14 protein-coding genes are annotated in these 18,153 nt (G+C 47.6%); 1 reads left to right on the top strand and 13 read right to left on the bottom strand.

Annotated elements, in window-relative coordinates:
• Window positions 1-22: 22 nt before the first annotated feature.
• The 8 genes from typA to scpB form a co-directional block, all read right to left on the bottom strand.
• Entirely contained in the window at window positions 23-1,840 is a 1,818-nt protein-coding gene (typA, locus tag FD961_RS03510; protein ID WP_215394130.1) for a translational GTPase TypA, read from the bottom strand.
• 60 nt (window positions 1,841-1,900) lie between these two features.
• Complete coding sequence (truB, locus tag FD961_RS03505) at window positions 1,901-2,812, bottom strand: tRNA pseudouridine(55) synthase TruB (RefSeq protein ID WP_215394129.1); 912 nt, start codon at window positions 2,810-2,812, stop codon at window positions 1,901-1,903.
• A 2-nt stretch (window positions 2,813-2,814) separates the two neighbouring features.
• Window positions 2,815-3,192, bottom strand: a complete 378-nt coding sequence (rbfA, locus tag FD961_RS03500; protein WP_215394128.1) for a 30S ribosome-binding factor RbfA — start codon at window positions 3,190-3,192, stop codon at window positions 2,815-2,817.
• 10 nt (window positions 3,193-3,202) lie between these two features.
• Complete coding sequence (gene infB / locus FD961_RS03495) at window positions 3,203-5,959, bottom strand: translation initiation factor IF-2 (protein ID WP_215394127.1); 2,757 nt, start codon at window positions 5,957-5,959, stop codon at window positions 3,203-3,205.
• Between the two features lie 13 nt (window positions 5,960-5,972).
• The gene (nusA, locus tag FD961_RS03490; RefSeq protein WP_071465019.1) at window positions 5,973-7,454 is read right to left on the bottom strand and encodes a transcription termination factor NusA; all 1,482 of its coding nucleotides are present in this window, start codon (window positions 7,452-7,454) and stop codon (window positions 5,973-5,975) included.
• Window positions 7,451-7,942 carry a ribosome maturation factor RimP gene (gene rimP, locus FD961_RS03485; RefSeq protein ID WP_215394336.1) on the bottom strand — a complete coding sequence of 164 codons (492 nt, stop codon included), beginning with the start codon at window positions 7,940-7,942 and terminating at the stop codon, window positions 7,451-7,453. Before rimP ends, nusA begins: the two co-directional genes overlap by 4 nt.
• Before the next feature lie 172 nt (window positions 7,943-8,114).
• Window positions 8,115-9,878 (bottom strand): pseudouridine synthase, encoded by a 1,764-nt coding sequence (locus FD961_RS03480; RefSeq protein ID WP_215394126.1) that lies wholly within the window; start codon window positions 9,876-9,878, stop codon window positions 8,115-8,117.
• Window positions 9,879-9,884: 6 nt separating this feature from the next.
• Window positions 9,885-10,616, bottom strand: coding sequence for an SMC-Scp complex subunit ScpB (scpB, locus tag FD961_RS03475; protein WP_215394125.1), 732 nt, complete (start codon window positions 10,614-10,616; stop codon window positions 9,885-9,887).
• Window positions 10,617-10,807: 191 nt separating this feature from the next.
• On the opposite strand from scpB, the gene FD961_RS03470 reads away from it, so the two are divergent.
• Complete coding sequence (locus FD961_RS03470) at window positions 10,808-11,710, top strand: patatin-like phospholipase family protein (protein ID WP_215394124.1); 903 nt, start codon at window positions 10,808-10,810, stop codon at window positions 11,708-11,710.
• Window positions 11,711-11,733: 23 nt separating this feature from the next.
• Here the strand turns inward: FD961_RS03470 and FD961_RS03465 are convergent, their stop codons facing one another.
• From FD961_RS03465 to FD961_RS03445, 5 genes are all read right to left on the bottom strand, one after another.
• Window positions 11,734-12,396, bottom strand: a complete 663-nt coding sequence (locus FD961_RS03465; protein WP_215394123.1) for a C40 family peptidase — start codon at window positions 12,394-12,396, stop codon at window positions 11,734-11,736.
• Between the two features lie 137 nt (window positions 12,397-12,533).
• Window positions 12,534-14,171, bottom strand: a complete 1,638-nt coding sequence (locus tag FD961_RS03460; RefSeq protein ID WP_215394122.1) for an ABC transporter ATP-binding protein — start codon at window positions 14,169-14,171, stop codon at window positions 12,534-12,536.
• A complete protein-coding gene (locus tag FD961_RS03455) occupies window positions 14,168-15,193 on the bottom strand; it encodes an ABC transporter permease (protein WP_215394121.1) in 1,026 nt (341 codons plus the stop codon). Before FD961_RS03455 ends, FD961_RS03460 begins: the two co-directional genes overlap by 4 nt.
• Window positions 15,190-16,254 (bottom strand): microcin C ABC transporter permease YejB, encoded by a 1,065-nt coding sequence (locus FD961_RS03450; RefSeq protein ID WP_201721753.1) that lies wholly within the window; start codon window positions 16,252-16,254, stop codon window positions 15,190-15,192. Before FD961_RS03450 ends, FD961_RS03455 begins: the two co-directional genes overlap by 4 nt.
• Window positions 16,255-16,265: 11 nt before the next feature.
• On the bottom strand, window positions 16,266-18,134 hold the full coding sequence (locus tag FD961_RS03445; protein WP_215394120.1) for an extracellular solute-binding protein: 1,869 nt from the start codon (window positions 18,132-18,134) through the stop codon (window positions 16,266-16,268).
• Window positions 18,135-18,153 lie beyond the last annotated feature (19 nt).

Raw genomic sequence — 18,153 nt, 5'->3', positions numbered from 1 at the left:
ATACTTCTCAAGCAAAAACAGATTACTCGCGTGAAGCTTTCTTACGCTCATGCTCCTTGAGGTAGCGCTTACGAATACGAATACTCTTCGGCGTTACTTCAACTAACTCATCATCATCAATAAACTCTACCGCGTACTCTAGGTTCATTGCGATAGGAGTTACCAAGCGAACTGCTTCGTCAGTACCGGATGCGCGCACGTTAGTTAATTGTTTACCTTTAATCGGATTAACAACCAAGTCGTTATCACGGCTATGAATACCGATCACCATACCTTCATACAAAGGATCTCCAGGGCTCACAAACATACGGCCACGGTCTTGCAACTTCCAAAGGGCGTAAGCAACTGCTTCACCATCATCTTGGCTAATCAATACGCCGTTATGACGCTCACCCAAAATGCCATCTTTAGCTGGTGCATAGGAATCAAAAGTGTGACTCATCAAGCCATTGCCACGGGTCATAGTCATGAAATCGCCTTGGAAGCCGATCAAACCACGGGCAGGAATGCGGTACTCAAGACGCGTGCGACCTTTACCGTCACTAACCATGTCAAGCAATTCACCTTTACGTTTACCCAAGTCTTCCATGACGGCGCCTTGAGTCGTGTCTTCTAGGTCCACCGTTAAGTTTTCATACGGCTCCATCTTCACACCATCTACTTCGTGGAACACTACGCGCGGACGGGATACAGCTAATTCGTAACCTTCACGACGCATGGTTTCAACCAAGATGGTGAGGTGCAATTCACCACGACCCGACACCTCGAATACAGTATCGTCATCAGTCTCTTTAACGCGGAGTGCCATATTGGATTTCAATTCGCGGTCTAAGCGCTCACGAATTTGACGGCTCGTAACGAACTTACCTTCACGACCAGCCAATGGGCTAGTGTTCACCATGAAGTTCATGGTCAATGTTGGCTCATCAATCTTGAGCATTGGCAACGCTTCTGGTACGTCAGGCGCACAGATCGTAGTACCAATTGCTAAGTCTTCAATACCGTTTACCAATACGATGTCACCCGCTTGAGCTTCTTCAACCAACTCACGCTCTAAACCACGGAATTTCAATACTTGGTTAATACGGCCTTTACGTTGTGCTCCATCTGGACCATCCATGAACACCACATCCATCAATGGCTTAACAGTTCCACGATTTACACGGCCAACGCCGATCTTACCAACGTAGGTACTGTATTCAATAGAGGTAATTTGCAACTGCAATGGACCCTCTGGATTGTCATCACGTACAGGAACATGCTTTAGTACAGTATCAAACAGTGGACGCATGTCGCCTTCGCGAACATCATCAGTCAAGCCAGCGTAACCGTTCAAGCCTGATGCATACACTACCGGGAAGTCCAACTGCTCTTCAGTAGCACCTAACTTGTCAAACAATTCAAAAGTTGCATTGATCACGTAATCAGTGCGAGCACCTGGGCGGTCAACTTTATTAATTACTACGATTGGCTTTAACCCTAGAGCCAAAGCTTTTTTAGTTACGAAACGGGTCTGTGGCATTGGGCCTTCAACCGCGTCTACCAAAAGCAATACGCCATCAACCATGGAGAGCACACGCTCTACTTCGCCGCCGAAGTCAGCGTGTCCTGGGGTATCAACGATATTGATGTGTGTGCCGTCATATTCAACCGCACAGTTCTTGGACAAAATAGTAATACCACGCTCTTTTTCAAGATCGTTAGAGTCCATGACACGTTCGGTCATTTTTTCATTGGAGCGGAATGTGCCAGATTGACGCAAGAGTTGGTCAACCAAAGTAGTTTTACCGTGGTCAACGTGGGCGATGATGGCGATGTTACGAAGTGCGCGTTTAGTCATGTGAAGCTTCTAAAGTTAATGATAAGTAAAAGGAGTAATGAGTGTTTCGTATAAAAAATATTAATGGGCTGAAGAAATTAAGCGTTTAGGATGTAAAACTCCTGATCGCCAATCAGCAGTGCCAATAAAGTTATGGGGTGCAGCAGTAGCACGATAAATCCGCACCAAAGCCTCAATCGAAGGTAAGTTCAATGGAACGCGTTGCCCCAACTCCAAACGTTTAGCTTGTTGCTCATCAACCGTCAGATGCGGCAGGGTCTGTAATAAGGCATCAATTGGCAAAATGTAGCTAGAGCTATCGAGCAGTGCATTTTTAATGGATTCAATAGTGAAAGACTGCTCTAAATTTAAATGCCCAACTTCAGTTCTACGCAGCCCAACTAAATGGGCTCCACAACCTAAGGCCTTACCAAGATCTTCAGCCAAGACGCGAATATACGTTCCCTTGCTACAAGATACTTCTAAAGTTGCCTCTGGCCACTGAATATTGGTCCAGCGAATTTTATGAATAGTGATATCACGTGCAGTGCGCTCTAACTCAACACCAGCACGGGCGTACTCATATAAAGGCTTGCCATCACGTTTGAGCGCCGAATACATTGGGGGCACTTGAGAAATGGGCCCTGTAAATGTAGGCAACAGAGCATCTAAGGCTATCCGCATAGCGGCTTCATTCTCAAAAGCAGGCAGAGGAAGCTCTTCGATTACAAGGCCCTCAGCATCGCCTGTATCAGTCCGTGCACCAAACTTCACTTGAGCAACATAAGTCTTGTCAGCCTCGAGTAAATCTTGTGAGTATTTAGTGGCTTCACCAAGGCAAATTGGCAATAAACCAGTAGCCATCGGATCTAAAGTGCCAGTGTGCCCTGCTTTATCAGCCTTAAATGCGCGCTTGACGGCAGTAACCGCACCCTGGGAACTCATTCCCGCAGGTTTATCAAGCAAAACTACGCCGTCGATACGCGTGGACATATTTATTTATTCTCGTCTTGTTGATCGCCGCGATCACTATCTACCGCTTGATCGATCAATCGAGACATCTCTATGCCATGCTCTACTGAGCTGTCATAGTGAAAGTGCAAAGTTGGCACAGTGTGAATATGCAAACGTTTAAATAATAAAGAATGCAAGTACCCGGCTTTTTCCTGAAGCGCCTTCAAGGCATGCTCAGGCTCTGCACCCAATACGGTGAAGAACACTTTGGCATGCGCTAGGTCGGGAGAGAGTTCGATACTTTGTAAGGTAATCAAACCCAAACTAGGGCTGCGCAATTCACGCGGAATCAGCTCGGCCAGGTCTCGCTGAATTTGATCAGCAAGACGCTGGTTACGATGTGGGCTGGTCTTATGCATGAATTACCTATTAGAGTGAACGAGCGACTTCAGTCACTTCAAACACCTCTAATTGGTCACCTTCTTTAATGTCGTTGTAGCCTTTTAATGACAGGCCACACTCAACGCCGGCGCGAACTTCTTTTGCGTCATCTTTAAAGCGCTTAAGAGAGTCGAGCTCACCAGTCCATACCACTACGTTGTCACGCAAGAGGCGAACACTAGAGGTACGCTTAACGACGCCATCAACTACTAAGCAACCCGCAATTGCGCCAACCTTAGATACTAGGAAGACTTGACGAATTTCAACCAAGCCGGTGACCTCTTCCTTCTTATCCGGAGTCAGCATACCGCTCAAGGCGAGCTTCACCTCATCAACTGCGTCATAAATGATGTTGTGATAACGAATATCAACACCGTTGTTCTCAGCTAGCTTACGCGCTGCAGCATCTGCACGAGAGTTAAAACCAAAGATCACGGCTTTAGAAGCAACTGCTAAGTTCACGTCAGTCTCGGTAATGCCACCCACAGCAGCGTGGACGATTTGCACCTTCACTTCTGGTGTTGATAGCTTCATTAAAGATTGTGCCAACGCTTCTTGAGAGCCTTGCACGTCAGCCTTAATGATTAATGGCAATAATTTAGCTTCAATCGCACCCTCTTCCATGTTTTCCATCATGGTTTCAAGTTTGAATGCCTGTTGCTTAGCTAACTTCACATCACGGAACTTGCCTTGACGGAAAAGTGCAATCTCACGAGCCTTACGCTCATCAGGAACCACTTGTACCGACTCACCAGCCGCAGGAACTTCAGATAAACCTTGAATTTCAACAGGAATAGATGGGCCAGCTTCGTTACAGGGTTTACCGTTTTCATCCAACATAGCGCGTACGCGACCGAAGGTTGAGCCGGCTAACAACATATCGCCTCGCTTGAGCGTTCCAGATTGAACCAAGATGGTTGCAACAGGACCCTTACCTTTGTCCAAACGGGCTTCAATAACTAAGCCTTGTGCAGGAGCATCTTTAGGAGCTTTGAGCTCCAAGATTTCTGCTTGCAAGAGTACGTTCTCTAAAAGCGCATCAATACCTTCACCTGTTTTTGCAGATACCGGAATAAATGGCACATCGCCACCGTACTCCTCTGGCACAACTTGCTCTGCAACCAATTCAGTTTTAACGCGATCAGCATTGGCTTCAGGTTTATCAATCTTATTGATTGCCACTACCAAAGGCACGCCACCAGCTACCGCATGGTGAATCGCCTCTTTAGTTTGCGGCATCACGCCGTCGTCAGCCGCAACTACCAAGATCACAATATCGGTTGCCTTAGCACCGCGAGCACGCATTGCAGTAAATGCTTCGTGACCCGGAGTATCCAAGAAAGTGATCATGCCACGTGGAGTTTCTACGTGGTAGGCACCAATATGCTGGGTAATACCGCCAGCTTCGCCAGTGGCTACTTTTGCTGCACGAATCTTATCGAGCAAAGAGGTTTTACCATGGTCAACGTGACCCATCACTGTCACTACTGGAGGACGTGGCAACAATTCAGCATCATGGCCATCAGTACCCAAGTCTAAATCTGGATCATCCAATTTTGCTGCATGTGCTTTATGACCCATTTCTTCGACAATGATCATGGCTGTATCTTGATCGAGCACTTGGTTAATGGTGACCATTTGACCCATGCCCATCAGGAGCTTAATCACTTCTGCACTCTTGACTGCCATTGCGTGAGCAAGCTCAGCAACCGTAATCGTTTCTGGTACTTGCACGTCACGCACTACTGGCTCAGTTGGAACTTGGAAGTTAGTGTCAACGTTCGCTTCAGCGATTTGACGCTGTTTTTTACGACCACCACCAGAACGCCAACCACCAACACCACCAGAGCTATCGCCACGCGTCTTCAGGCCACCCGGTTTCTTGGCGCCTTCTTCTTGCCAAGTAGAGGATGTCTCGGAGGACTTAATTGTTTTACCGCCAACCTTAGCAACGGCCTTCTTCTTGTCATCAGCACCTTCTGCTTTAGCAGGTTTGTGCAATGTACCTTTTTTCGCTTCTTCAGCAGCAATTTCGCTCGGTGCTTTAAGCACGCGGGCTGGGGCACTCATCATGTCGCGAATTGCCAAAGCTTCAGCTTCAGCAGCAGCACGACGCACACGAATATCCGCCAACTCTTTTTCTTTGCTTGCAGCCAATTCCTTGGAAGCTTTATCTGCCTGCGCCTTTTTCTCAGCAGCTTCAGCAGCAGCATCTGGTGCAGCGTCAACTGGCTTTACTTCCTTTTCAGGAGCAGGTGCAGCCGCTTCTTTTTGACGCGCCTCTTCAGCCGCCTTCATTTCCGCCTCTTGACGAGCCAATAACTCAGCTTGACGAGTTGCTTCAGCTGCCCGTTTCTCTAATTCTTCCTCAGAAAGAATTGGTTTAGCTGGCGCTGCAGGTGCAGTTTCTTTAGCTGGTGCTGGAGTTTCTTCAGGGGCTTTATCGCCCGCCTTTACTAACACACGCTTTTTACGAACTTCCACTTGCACTGTGCGAGTACGTCCAGCCGAGTCAGCCTGACGAATCTCAGAGCTCTCACGCTTGATCAATGTGATCTTCTTGCGTACGCCTGCATCAACATTACCGTGCGCTTTTTGCAAATGCTCAAGCAGGACAGTTTTGTCCTTTTCGGTAATGCTATCGTCCTCAGAACCTTTTTCGATACCGGCCGCCTTCAACTGCTCCAAGAGGTCTGGCGCGGTACGTTTTAATTCTTTAGCGAGTACTTTTACTGTTGTTGCCATGCACTACTTCCTCTCATGAAGTAAACCAATGTTCGCGCGCTTTCATGATGAGCGTTTTCGCAGTTTCTTCGTCAATTTGTGTCGCCTCAACTAGCTCATCAACAGCTAATTCAGCAAGGTCGTCACGGGTATGTACTTGATTGTCAGCAAGCTTGGCAATCAACTCTGTGGTCATTCCCTCGAGGGAACGCAAGTCTTGCGACACTTCGCCAATACGCTCTTCTTTTGCTAACTCCATCGTTAACAAAGAATCACGTGCGCGGGTACGCAACTCATTCACAGTATCTTCATCAAATGAATCAATCTCTAACATTTCAGACAATGGCACATAAGCCACTTCTTCTAATGTATTGAAACCTTCTTCAATCAAAATATCAGCCACTTCTTGGTCTACGTCTAATTTGTCCATAAACAATTGACGTACAGAAGAAGCTTCTTTTTCAGTTTTCTCAGCAGACTCTTCAGGAGTCATGATGTTGATTTGCCAACCAGTCAAATCGCTCGCCAAGCGAACGTTCTGTCCACTACGGCCAATCGCAATTGCCAAGTTCTCTTCATCAACCACCACATCCATCGCGTGACGCTCTTCGTCAACCACAATTGAAGATACTTGTGCTGGCGCCAAGGCACCAATCACAAACTGCGCTGGATCTTCAGACCACAACACAATATCTACTGCCTCGCCGGCCACTTCGTTACGAACTGCGGTAACGCGTGTGCCACGAACGCCAACGCAAGTACCGATTGGATCGATACGCTTGTCATAGGTGACCACTGCAATCTTTGCACGGATACCAGGATCACGAGCAGCGCCCTTGATCTCTAATAATCCCTGCTCCATTTCTGGAACTTCGTTCTCAAACAACTTGATCAAGAAATCTGGGCAAGTACGAGAGAGTTCAATTTGTGGGCCACGGGCTTCACGATCCACTTTAAGAATGTAAGCGCGGACGCGGTCACCGGAACGCAAGTTCTCTTTTGGAATCATTTGATCGCGACGCAGTAAAGCTTCAACGCGGCCAGATTCAATAATTAAGCCATTCTTATCGGCACGCTTCACGGTACCGGTCATGACTTTTTCGCCACGCTCAAGGTAATCGTTCAAAATCTGCTCACGCTCAGCATCACGGATGCGTTGCAAGATCACTTGCTTAGCAGCTTGTGCGCCGATACGACCAAATGCTAATGATTCAATTTGCTCTTCGATGTAGTCGCCAACTTCCATATCTGGAATTTGCTCTTTAGCCTCAAATTGCAAAATTTCTTTATCTGGCTCTTGGAGACCGGCTTCATCAGGAACAACCAACCAACGACGGAAGGTCTCGTATTCACCAGACTCACGGTCGATAGATACGCGAATATCCACATCTTCAGTTGCGTAACGCTTTTTAGTGGCTGATGCCAACGCCATTTCAAGTGCCTCAAACACAATCGCTTGATCAACGTTCTTTTCACGCGCTAGGGCGTCTGCCAACATGAGAACTTCTCGACTCATGACTTTCTTCCTTTGAAATCAATAACAGGGACCAACCGGGTCTTATCGACCTCGGCTAAAGAAAACTCCAATTGAGAGGGCTGACCATCAGCACCCTCGAACACCAAACCAAATTTCGCATCAGGTGAATCCAACTCACCACTCAGCAAACCTTGCAACACACCACGAAAATTCTTACGGCTGCCAACAGCAACACGCAACTTCAAATCTACTTCCATTCCAGCAAAGCGCTCAAAATCAGCCGCCGTCTTTACAGGGCGATCTAAGCCTGGAGAAGAAATCTCCAGACGTTCGTAAGGAATGTTTTCTACCGGTAAGGCGTAGCTCAATTGATGGCTCACCTTCTCGCAATCCAAAACATTAATCAAACGCTCGTAATCCGGGTTTTCAATTGTGACGCGCAGCAAACCCCCGGCTTCACGCTCAATATCTACTAGCGTGTAGCCTAAGTTTTCTAGCTCTGCAGCGATGATCTTTTGATCTTTCACAACACCCTTCAAACCAAAATGGCAAAAAAAAATGGGCTTCAAAGCCCATATTCTCGAAATTCAGAACAGGCCGACTTACGTTGATCGCAACATCAGTCGGTAACAACACTTGCAGCATGTTTGTGCTGCAAGACCAAAATTATAGCCGATTTTTAGAGAAAACCGATAGAAATCAGAAGCTTTCGCCAGGATTTCGGGGTTTTCTAGGACCTTTATTGAAAGGTTTGCGCCCTTTTGGTGCACCCCGTTTAGGTCCATTTCCAGGACTTTGAGGGTTTGCAGTCACAAATGCAGACTGCCCATGATGTACTTTTTTACCTTTATTGCGGTTTTGGCCTTGACCACCCTGACCGCCTTGTCCGCCCTGCCCGCCACCTTGACCTGGCCTGCCGCCTTGCGTACGACCTCGGAAAGGTCCGCGCCCTTCGCCAGATCCACCGCCGCCAGGCTTGCCACCCCTACCTTGGTGAGTAAGGCCATTATGGCCACTCGCCAGAGTTAAAGCGTCCCGTGAACCCCAATAAGAAACAGAGGTTTGCATTGGATCAGGCTGGAAATCGGCACCCTCTGGGTTGCGACCTTGTCTACCAGCGTTAGGATTGCGTCCTTTATCTTGCGGTTGCGGCATTTTTAAGCCTGCAGACTTCATCAAGTTATAAATACCGCCGGCTTCAATCTCCTCCCATTTACCCCGCCTTAAGCGTGGAGGTAACAGGAAAATGCCATAGCGAGTTCGGATTAAGCGAGATACCGTATGACCAACTGCTTCAAACATACGACGTACTTCGCGGTTACGACCTTCCGTTAATGCAACGTGATACCAACGGTTGGCACCATCACCGCCGCCCATCGCTAGGCGCAAGAATTTCGCTTGGCCATCATCGAGCGTGATACCGCTCTTTAATAGTGCTGTGTTGTCCTGACTCAGCTCACCCAAGATGCGTACTGCATATTCACGCTCGACACCATAACGTGGATGCATTAGGCGGTTAGCTAATTCACCTGAAGTAGTGAATAACAACAAACCTTCAGTATTAAAGTCTAGACGCCCGACTGCAATCCAGCGCCCTTGACGTGGCTTGGGCAAGCGATCAAAAACGGTTGGGCGGCCTTCTGGATCGGATTGACTCACGATCTCGCCAGCCGGCTTGTGATACATGATCACGCGTGGCGGCTTAGTTTGAATCTTACGATGTACTGGCTTGCCATTAATGCGCACTTGATCTGTTGGCCCGATACGCTGACCGATATGTGCAGGCAAGCTGTTTACCGATACGCGACCTTGAATAATCAAGTCTTCCATATCGCGACGGGATCCCATGCCAACGTCAGCCAATACCTTGTGCAACTTAACGGTATCTTCGTCATCAGCATCATCGTCTAGACCATCAAGGTCAGACCAAACCTCATCACGCAAACTGAGTGGCAAATCATCTACGTTTGCAAACTGCAAACTACTCATCTCTTCTTCGGTAGGCGCATCGGGATCTTCGTCCTCGCGCGAACGTTGTGCGCGACGCTCAGCACCAGTCTGATGGGAGATGTCACTTTCATTTAAACCATCTGGGTTCTTTGCTTCCAATACCTCTGGAGCATCCAGTGCGGCATCAAACTCACCTGAAACCACGGAGGCAAACAATGCCTCAACATCCGCAGGATTTGGAGCTAACTTTGCTGAGTGATTGCCACCGCCTTCGCGCGGGCCATTGCTTGAATCACCCTCACGACGTGGTTTGTCCTTGTTAAAGGGACGTTTCTTATTAAAAGGGTGTTTACCCGTTCCAGCACGTCGCGGATGACGGGGACCACGGTCCTCACGTGGAGTACGTTCGCCACCCTCCCCCTGAGAGCCTTCTGTATGTGAAGAGCCTGTATCCGTTTGAGAAGGCGTTGCTGGTGCTGCTGGGGATGAATCGTTTTCGTTAGAGCTTGTCATTAATTATTATTTTGTTTCGTCTGATTGCTCATCAGACTCAGGGGTTGCTTCTTCGGTTTGCTCGATTTCTTCAGCTTGTTCAACTTCTTCGCCGAGCTCTTCTGTGATGACTTCAGTTGTTTCAATCACAAGTATTTCTTCAGTCTCTTCAATGACTACCGTTTCGACAGTAGCACTAGGATCAAATTCCATAACAGCTTGACCTAACTGTGCAGCTGCAGCCATTGGTGCAGCATCTTCTAAGATTGGCAGGCTTTGTAGATTGGTGAGACTTAAGTCATCTAAAAATTGTTTTGTAGTAGCGTATAGACCAGGTCGACCAACCGTCTCTTTGTGACCAATCACCTCTACCCAACCACGATCTTCTAATTGCTTCATGACATTGCTACTTACAGCAACTCCACGAATCTCCTCAATCTCACCACGAGTAACAGGCTGACGATAAGCAATGATCGCCAAGGTTTCCATCACAGCGCGTGAATACTTTGGCGGCTTTTCAGGTGTGAGGCGATCAAGATACTCGCGCATAGATAGGCGGCTCTGAAAACGCCAACCAGTAGCAATATGCACCAACTCCATGCCCTTCTCATCCCAAGCTCGCTGTAACTCAACCAGTGCGTCATCAATATCAGCAGTGGTAACGTCTTCAACAAAGAGACGAGACAAGTCGGCAACGGTGAGTGGCTCCTGCGCACATAGGAGGGCTGTTTCAATAACGCGCTTGTTGTGATCGTCCATAAAAGTCGGGCTATCAGGAATGCTCCTGATGAGGCTTTAAAAAATGTATTTCAATAATGGGTTTTGGTGTTTTCTAGCGACTACGGGCAATCCATCTCATTATTTCTAGTTGGGGGATATGCCCGCGCTGCAACGAAGTCCATTTCGTTCACCCTGCGACCATTATAAGGTAGGCTCAATACAATAGCCACATGCTCAATAAATCCTCAAAACCCCCTGTTTCCATCGCGCGACGCCAATTATTAGGGATTGGCATGGGCTTAGGTGCCTTAGTGGGCGCAGGTAGCTTAAGCTCATGTAGCCTTATGGGACCCAAAAAGCCAGTGGTAGGCCTTGTCCTTGGTGCGGGAGCAGCGCGTGGATTTGCCCATATTGGAGTAATTAAAGCTTTAGAAGCTCAAGGCATTCGCCCAGATATCGTGGTTGGTAGCAGCGCTGGCAGTGTGATTGCAGCCCTACTTGCTTCTGGCGCCACAGGGAATGAACTCAATCGCCTTGCCCTGAATTTGGACGAGGCTACGATTGCAGACTGGGGTCTGCCATTTGCTGGACGCTTTGGTGGACTTATCAAAGGCGATGCCCTGCAAAATATGGTGAACCGTGAAGTTCAAAATAAATCGATTGAGCAGATGCGTATCCCCCTAGGTATTGTTGCTACCGAATTGCAATCTGGCAAAGGCGTCCTCTTTCGAAGTGGGAATACTGGTCAAGCTGTGCGCGCATCGTGTAGCGTACCTGGAATCTTCCAGCCGACCATGATTGGTGGCAAAGAATATGTTGATGGCGGCTTAGTCGCACCAGTACCTGTGAGTTATGCCAGACAAATGGGCGCAACCTTAGTCATAGCAGTCAATATTTCCTCAGAGCCCGTTCATCAAGATGCCAGCGGAACCTTTGGCGTGCTCCAGCAAACCATTTCGATCATGCAAAGAAGCATTAATCAATACGAACTCAAGAGTGCCGATATTGTGATTACCCCGCAACTCAAACAAATGAGTAGCAGTGAATTTAAATCCAGAAATGCAGCGATCTTGGCGGGCGAGGTCGCTGCGCAAGAACAAATGGGATTAATTAAGGAGAGGCTGAGAGGCTAAGCCCCTTAGGGCTTAAAGAGGGATTAGAGGCTACGTGACTTACGCTTAATCTCTTTTACTTCGTCTAATAACTCTTGGCGTTCGGAATCATTCAAGTTGTCGCTGCCATCTAAACGACGAGCACCATCGAATCGTTTATCCCAATACAAACTACTGAGATCATCCACTCGAACGCTAGTGCCTTTTGATGGTGAATGAATAAACTTGTTATCGCCCACATATATGCCTACATGTGAGAACGTTAATCGCATGGTGTTAAAGAACACTAGATCACCAGGTTGCAACTCATCGCGATTAATCGGCTTGCCAACACGACTCATCTGAGTGGATTTACGTGGCAATAAGAAACCCAATTTATCTTTAAATACATAGCCAACAAAACTACTGCCATCCAAACCAGACTGCGGCAATTCTGCATCCCAGCGATAACGCACACCAATTACTTGCATGGCGCGATTAATCAACTCTTCAGGCTTTCCAGAAACGGTATCTGCCAAGCGGTCAGAAACACGAGAGATGTATGCCCTACCAGCTTGGAACATACTTTCTTTTGGAACCACTACTTCAGCCGATGGGGCGATGGCATCAGACCCAGCAGCCGCATCTACAGCAAATGCGGATATTGAGACCGACAAACCCAAGCTTAGGCCCAGGATTTGAGAAAGTAGCGCTTTTTTCAATGACATTTCACCAGTTTAACAAAGAACCCCTTATTAACCAAGTCTTCACTATAGGCTTAAGTCTTTGTTTATAAACATTTTTTTGCCTCAATGCGGGGCAAATGCACCAAATCAGCCCATAACATCAGGGCCAACCGCCCCTATTAAGTCAATTCAGCGGCTGCGAATAATTCTTTGGTATAGATCTGTTTGGGGTGCTTGATGAGGGTTTCGGTATCACCAAACTCAACCACCCTACCTTCTTTCAGGACCATGACTTCGTGAGACATTGCCCGAATGACAGCCAAATCATGGCTAATCATGAGATAGGCCAGGTTGTATTTCTTCTGCAATTCCGACAGCAAGGCAAGCACTTGTTTCTGAATAGACACGTCAAGCGCTGAGGTTGGTTCATCGAGCACCAAAATTTGCGGACGCAAAATCAACGCGCGTGCGATGGCAATGCGCTGCCGTTGCCCACCAGAAAATTCATGGGGATATCGGGTTAAGGCTGAACGATCTAAGCCAACTTCTTTAAGCATATCGATAACGCGCGACTCACGCTCTGCTTCTGAAAGTTTTGGATGGTGAACATCTAAACCCTCAGAAATAATCTGCATGACATTCATGCGTGGCGAGAGTGAGCCAAATGGATCCTGAAAAATCACTTGCAAGCTTGAACGCATTGCGCGTCGCTCTACAGGCTTGAGTGTTTGCCAATCTTGACCGAGTACATCGACATGACCGGTCACCAGCGCTGCTGAGTCACCCAACAGGCCCAGGACAGCCATGCCCAAGGTGGTTTTACCCGAACCAGACTCACCAATGACGCCAATGGTTTGACCTTGTTTTAAATGGAAGCTGACTTTTCTTAGCACTTTATGTGGCGGTGCTTTTTTAAACCACGATACTGACTCTGAACTTGGGTATGCAACTGAGAGTTCTTCTGTTTTTAATAACACCGGCGCCAATGGCATTACTGGCGCAAGATTTCGGACCGGCTCGCTATTGACAAGTGCACGAGTGTACGGATCAGATGGATGCTCAAAGACTTGTTTAGTTGTGCCTGCTTCGATTAAGTTACCTTGATTTAAAACGGCAACACGTTGAGCAAAATGTTTTACTAAATTGAGGTCATGGGTGATTAACAAAATTCCCATACCACCATGCTCTTTCGATTCTTCCTGCAACTCTTTAAGCAGGTCTAAGATTTGTAAACGCAAACTGACGTCCAAAGCCGTAGTAGGTTCATCTGCAATCAGCAGGCGGGGTTTGCAAGCCAAAGCCATTGCAATCATTGCGCGTTGACGCTGACCACCTGAGAGCTGATGAGGGTATGAGTGAAAACGTCTCTCGGGCTCGGGAATCCCTGTCTTCTTGAGCAAATCAATCGCAGCATCAATGCAATCGGATTTAGAGATGAGCGGCTGGTAAATCTGTACTGCTTCAATAATTTGATTGCCAATTGTGAATAAAGGATTCAGAGCCGTCATCGGCTCCTGAAACACCATGGCGATTTCACGACCGCGGATCTCACGAATATCCTCAATGGGCAAGGCAAGGAGATCAACCGCTCCTTTGCCATCTTTTTTATTCCACAGAATTTTTCCTGAAACCTTAGCGCCCTCAGGCTCAAGCCTTAAAGGCGCGAGTGCAGTGAGCGTCTTACCTGAGCCCGACTCCCCTACCAAAGCTACCCGTTCACCAATGCCTATCTCTAGATCCAAATGGTTAACAGCAAATTTCTCGCGACGTCCCGAGCCAAATGAAATACATAAGTTCTCATAGCGCAACAAACTCATGAGCGACCCCCGCTCATGAATCCCGACTTCCGCGAATCAAATGCATCGCGTAGTGCCTCACCCATGAAGGTGAGCAAAAGCAAGGTTGCCACTAAAACCACAAAAGTGGAAAGCGAAATCCACCACGCCTCTAGATTGCCTTTACCCTGAGAGAGAAGCTCACCTAAGCTTGGCGTGCCAGGAGGAACACCTAAGCCCAAGAAATCTAAGCTGGTGAGAGACAAAATCGCTGCGCTCATACGGAATGGCAAAAAGGTAATCACAGGAGTCAAACTATTTGGCAAGATATGGCGCCACATAATTTGCAGATTGGTAAGACCAAGCGCTCGGGCTGCACGCACATATTCCAAGGCGCGGTTGCGAAAGAACTCTGCCCGGACGTAGTCTGACAAACCCATCCAACCAAAAGCTGCCAGCAAGATGATCAGCAATGAAACGCTGGGATTAAAGATCGAAGCAAAGATGATGAGTAGATATAGCTCTGGCATTGCAGACCAAATTTCAATCAGGCGCTGAGAAATCAAATCAAACTTGCCACCAAAGAATCCCATCAAGGAACCTGTGATGATTCCAACACTTACCCCCACAATCGTGAGTGCCAATCCAAATAGAATCGATAAGCGGAAACCATAAATGAGGCGAGAGAGCACATCGCGCCCTCGATCGTCAGTACCCAACCAGTTCTGCCATGAGGGCGGCGCGGGATTGGGAACTTGGGAGAAATAATTCAGCGTCTCGTAGCTGTAGGTAATGGGTGGGTAGATTGCCCAGTTGCCATCGCTCGTAATATTGTGACGAATATCCGGATCCAAGAAATCTGTTGGCGTAGCAAAGTCTCCACCAAACACTGTCTCCGCCTGATTACTCACAATCGGGAAATAGAAATGTCCGTCATAACGCACTACCAATGGCTTGTCATTGGCAATCAATTCAGCACAGAGCGATAAACCAAACAAAATCACGAATATCCACAGGCTGGCATACCCTCTGCGATTGCTTCTAAAGCACTGCCAACGGCTCATGATCCGCCTCCTGCGCCAAACTGAATGCGAGGATCAACATAGACATAACAAAGATCAGAGATGAGCTTAGTAAATAAGCCGATCAGAGTAAACAAATAGAGAGTGCCAAAGACCACTGGATAATCACGGCGCATGACTGATTCATAAGAAAGCAAACCTAGACCATCAAGTGAGAACAGTGTTTCGATCAAGAGTGAACCTGTAAAGAAGGCTCCAATAAAGGCGGCTGGAAAACCAGTTACAAGTGGCAGCATTGCATTGCGAAAGACATGCTTCCACAACACTTGCTTCTCGGTCAGGCCCTTAGCTCTGGCAGTTAATACATACTGCTTACGAATCTCTTCTAAAAAAGAATTTTTAGTGAGCATCGTTACTACGGCAAAACTTCCCAATACAGAGGCAGTGATTGGCAGCACTAAGTGCCACAAATAGTCCATGATCTTGCCGATCAAACTCAAATCACTCCAGTTATCGGAGGTGAGCCCTCGCAAGGGGAATATTTGCAGAAAACTACCGCCCCCAAAAATAACCAGCAAGAGAACGCCCAGAACAAATCCCGGGATGGCATAGCCCACCAAGATCATGGTGCTGGTCACGGCATCAAAGCGGGAACCATCACGCACCGCTTTAGCAATACCAAGAGGAATCGATACTAAATAAGTAATGAAGAAAGTCCATAGACCAATACTGATCGATACAGGTAACTTGGAAACGACTAAGCGCCAAACGCTTTCGTGCTGGTAGTAGCTCTCGCCCAAATCAAATCGAGCAAAACGACCCAGCATCATGAAGTAACGCTCAAGCGGTGGCTTATCGAAACCGTATAAGGCCTTTACTTCCTCCAAGCGCTGCGCATCGACGCCTTGTCGTCCGCGATAAGTTGAGCCCGACCCCGAAGACTCTGAACCCCCTACAGCAGCATTGCCCTTGCCCTTGAGCTCGAGCACCATTTGTTCAACAGGCCCGCCAGGCACAAACTGCACAACTGCAAAAGTCAAAGTCAGCACGCCCAAGAGCGTTGGGATCATCAGCAATAAACGCTTGAAGATGTAGGTGCGCATTTGTCCTTGCATTATTGAGACTCTTCTTTCCACCAGTTCTGCATAATCCACGGTTCTGCTTGATAGTACAAAGGAGGCTCTGGATATCGCATCTCTTTACGGAAGGCTACACGGTGCGTTGGGTTGTACCACTGCGGCACAACATAGTAACTATTCCACAACACTCGATCCAATGCTCTAGCAGCGGTACGCAATTGTTCACGATTTTGTGCTCTCGTAATCTCTCCTACCAAGGCATCCACTACAGGAGATTGAATACCGATTACGTTATCAGATCCTTTTTCTTTTGCTGCCTGACTGCCAAAGCGATCCCATAACTCACTGCCTGGATTCTGAGAATCTTGGAACCTCACTGTGGTCATATCAAAGTCATACTCATTCATGCGCTTTTGATGTAATGCAAAGTCACTAGTACGAACGTCTACTTGGATGCCCAATTTTTCAAGATTACGCATGTAAGCAGAAATGACTCTCAAAAAGAAGCCGCCATCTTCGACCATCTCAAACCGAAATGGCTCGCCCTTTTCATTGCGCAATGCGCCATCACGATATTGCCAACCTGCATGCATCAGTAGCTCACGCGCCTGGCGTAAATTTTGACGCAGACTGCCCGGCGACTTAGTTGAAGGTGCGGGTGGCATCGGACCAAACACGGCATCAGGCACCCATTGGGGATATTTCGCCTTGAGTGGTTTAAGTAACTTCAGTTCCCCTTCCGTTGGCTTGCTTGGGCCATCGAAGTTGGCACTTAAATCACTGTTGGTAAAGTAACTATTAATACGGCTATATTGATCGAAAAATATTTGGCGATTGAGCCATTCAAAATCCAATGCCAATCCCAATGCTTGACGTACGCGCGCATCCTGAAAGATCGGCTTACGGACATTCATGGCAAAGCCTTGCATGCCTGCGCCATTGTGATTAATAAAAGCCTTTTTTAATAGCGTACCGTTATCAAACTTCGATCCAACGTATCCCTTGGCCCAAATCTTGGCGCGGTACTCCACTAAAGCATCAAACTCTCCGGCTTTAAACGCCTCAAGACGAACGGCGTCGTCGCTGTAGAGTTTATAGAGCACCCGATCAAAGTTGTAAAAACCCACCCGAATATTGAGCGGCTTACTTAAATGATCTGCCCAATATTGAGGATTTTTCTTGTACACAATTGACTTACCAGCCTTGAATGACTCAATCAGATAGGGGCCACTCCCAAGGGGAGTTTCGAATGCCAATTTGTCAAAAGGAATTGTCGTGCCATCGGCTTTCTTGCCCCAGTTACGAGAAAAGATAGGCAACGTTCCAGCAAGAATAGGAAGCTCAGAATTATTGCTCTTAAAATCAAAGCGCACTACGCGATCAGAAAGAATCACTGCTGAAGTAATGTCAGCAAAAGTTGTTTTATAGCGAGGGTGCGCCTGCCCACTCATGAGCACATCAAAACTGTATTTAACGTCGGCAGCTAAAACCGGGCTGCCATCAGAAAACTTGGCTTCAGGCCGAATCCGAAAAGTCACTGACTTGTGATCTTTTGCCACTTCAATATCTTCAGCAAGTAAACCGTAAACACTGGAGGTTTCATCCGCACTTCCCTCGGCTAATGACTCAAACATGAGTTCGATGCCTGGAGCGGATACCCCGCGCAAAGTGAAGGGGTTGAACTTATCAAAGCTGTTCCGTTGACCTGGATTAGGCAAAGTCAGAGTGCCGCCCTTAGGTGCATTGGGGTTAACGTAGTCAAAATAGGCAAAGCCCTCTGGATATTTTGGCTTGCCATACTGAGCGATACCCTGTCCTGCCAACGCAAAGTTACCCCAAAGCCCTGCCAGAAGGGCTAGCAGCAAGAAACGGGTAATTTGACGAAAAGGGGTTTGGGCTGGCATATATGCAACAATTGTAGAT

Source organism: Polynucleobacter sp. TSB-Sco08W16 (assembly GCF_018687455.1).
GTDB lineage: Bacteria > Pseudomonadota > Gammaproteobacteria > Burkholderiales > Burkholderiaceae > Polynucleobacter.
This window is presented reverse-complemented; position numbering and strand designations above follow the sequence as displayed.

What these genes read in the sequence shown, in the direction of transcription:
- typA (WP_215394130.1), bottom strand. Translation starts at nt 1,840, where the DNA reads ATGACTAAACGCGCACTTCGTAACATCGCCATCATCGCCCACGTTGAC.
- truB (WP_215394129.1), bottom strand. Translation starts at nt 2,812, where the DNA reads ATGTCCACGCGTATCGACGGCGTAGTTTTGCTTGATAAACCTGCGGGA.
- rbfA (WP_215394128.1), bottom strand. Translation starts at nt 3,192, where the DNA reads ATGCATAAGACCAGCCCACATCGTAACCAGCGTCTTGCTGATCAAATT.
- infB (WP_215394127.1), bottom strand. Translation starts at nt 5,959, where the DNA reads ATGGCAACAACAGTAAAAGTACTCGCTAAAGAATTAAAACGTACCGCG.
- nusA (WP_071465019.1), bottom strand. Translation starts at nt 7,454, where the DNA reads ATGAGTCGAGAAGTTCTCATGTTGGCAGACGCCCTAGCGCGTGAAAAG.
- FD961_RS03480 (WP_215394126.1), bottom strand. Translation starts at nt 9,878, where the DNA reads ATGACAAGCTCTAACGAAAACGATTCATCCCCAGCAGCACCAGCAACG.
- scpB (WP_215394125.1), bottom strand. Translation starts at nt 10,616, where the DNA reads ATGGACGATCACAACAAGCGCGTTATTGAAACAGCCCTCCTATGTGCG.
- FD961_RS03470 (WP_215394124.1), top strand. Translation starts at nt 10,808, where the DNA reads ATGCTCAATAAATCCTCAAAACCCCCTGTTTCCATCGCGCGACGCCAA.
- FD961_RS03465 (WP_215394123.1), bottom strand. Translation starts at nt 12,396, where the DNA reads ATGTCATTGAAAAAAGCGCTACTTTCTCAAATCCTGGGCCTAAGCTTG.
- FD961_RS03460 (WP_215394122.1), bottom strand. Translation starts at nt 14,171, where the DNA reads ATGAGTTTGTTGCGCTATGAGAACTTATGTATTTCATTTGGCTCGGGA.
- FD961_RS03455 (WP_215394121.1), bottom strand. Translation starts at nt 15,193, where the DNA reads ATGAGCCGTTGGCAGTGCTTTAGAAGCAATCGCAGAGGGTATGCCAGC.
- FD961_RS03450 (WP_201721753.1), bottom strand. Translation starts at nt 16,254, where the DNA reads ATGCGCACCTACATCTTCAAGCGTTTATTGCTGATGATCCCAACGCTC.
- FD961_RS03445 (WP_215394120.1), bottom strand. Translation starts at nt 18,134, where the DNA reads ATGCCAGCCCAAACCCCTTTTCGTCAAATTACCCGTTTCTTGCTGCTA.